Source organism: Clostridiales bacterium, assembly GCA_017961515.1.
Lineage (GTDB): Bacteria > Bacillota > Clostridia > Acetivibrionales > RGIG10202 > RGIG10202.
This window is the reverse complement of sequence record JAGCXC010000021.1, coordinates 1-1,698: the sequence shown is the minus strand read 5'-3', so window position 1 is coordinate 1,698 and position 1,698 is coordinate 1. Positions and strand designations below refer to the sequence as shown.

Sequence of the window (1,698 nt, the reverse complement as noted above, 5' to 3'; positions counted from 1 at the left end):
ATTAAAAAATAAATAAATAAAATAATTCATATTTTCAATATTATAAATAATTATAAATAATAAAAAAAAATTAATTTATAATATATAAAAGCAATGAGTTATGGAGGTTATCCACAACAAGGTGGTTATTATCCACCACCACATGGTGTAGGAGGCTATGGCGTACCACCAAATCAAGGTTATGGTGGTTATCCACCACAAGGAGGTTATCCACCACAAGGAGGTTATCCACCACAAGGAGTCTATCCACCTCAAGGAGGTTATCCACCACAAGCAGGTTTTCCACCTCAACAACCTTATGCGCCTCCAATGGCTGGAGGATATGCTCAACAGCCTCCAGTATATGCCCCACCAGGAGGAATGTACCCAACCTGGCAAACATATGGTAATAATATTGCCCAAAATTTATTAGATCAAGATTGTCGTGCTTTAAGAGCAGCTATGAAAGGTTTAGGTACTGATGAAGCTGCAATTATTAGAATTTTAACATCTAGACCACAAGCTCACAGATACATGCTTAAACAAAGATATAAAGCTTTATTAGCAAGAGATTTGATAAAAGATTTAAAAAGTGAATTATCAGGCCATTTTGAAGATGTTTGTATTGCTATGTTAGAATCCCCATATGAATTAGATTGTAGATGCTTATATGAAGCAATGCATCGTTTAGGAACAAATGAGGCTACTCTTATTGAAATTATTGCAACAAGGCCTACACATCAATTGTATCAAGATAGATTGCTATTCCAACAATTGTACAATAAAGATTTAGTTAAAGATTTAAAAAGTGAATTATCTGGACATTTTGAGGATGTATGCCTTGCTTTGTTAGAATCACCATATGAGCTTGATTGTAGAAGTTTATATGATGCTATGCATCGTTTAGGAACTAATGAGGCTACTCTTATTGAAATTATAGCCACAAGACCAACACACCAATTATATCAAGATAAAATACTCTTCCAACAATTATACGGAAAAGATTTAGTTAGATATGTAGAAAGCGAAACTTCTGGTCATTTTAGAAGAGTTTTGGTTGCTATGTTACAATGCCAAAGACATGAAAATGATTATCCAATAAATCACGCGGAATTACAAATGGAGGCACAAAGATTATATCAAGCAGGAGCAGCAAGATGGGGTACTGATGAATCTGTTTTCACTCAAATATTTTCAACAAGATCACCTTGTGAAATTGCTACTATTGCTCAATTTTATAGACAAATTGCTGGAGTAGATTTATATGTCTCTTTACAAAAAGAATTTTCTGGAAATGTTGAAAAATTATTAAGAGCAATTTTCTATGCTTCAATTAATACTCCTGAATGGTTTGCTACTAGAGTTAGAAATGCGTTAGAAGGGGCCGGAACAAAGGATACACAATTAATTCGAATTATTGTTTCCAGAGCTGAAATAGATTTAAGAGAAATAAAACAGGCTTATTATAGACTTTACAATAGAGATATGGTTGCAGATATTAGAAATGATACTAAAGGAGATTATAAAAAAATACTTACTATTCTTTGTAGTAAATATTAGAAAACTTATTAAGCCAATTTAACTATAATATTAATTTTATACCATTAAATTTGAATTCTTTATAAAGTGTTTAATTATAAAAGCTAAAATAACATTTAATTTCTTTTTAAAATAGTGTATAAAAAACGTTTTTAAATAAAAAAGTAATTAATATAAATT

The 1,698-nt window shown here is 31.0% G+C and carries 1 protein-coding gene; it reads left to right on the top strand.

Annotated features, from left to right (window positions below; all coding sequences use genetic code 11):
- Window positions 1-93 precede the first annotated feature (93 nt).
- Window positions 94-1,539 carry a hypothetical protein gene (locus tag J6Y29_01255; protein MBP5426519.1) on the top strand — a complete coding sequence of 482 codons (1,446 nt, stop codon included), beginning with the start codon at window positions 94-96 and terminating at the stop codon, window positions 1,537-1,539.
- Window positions 1,540-1,698: the final 159 nt, after the last annotated feature.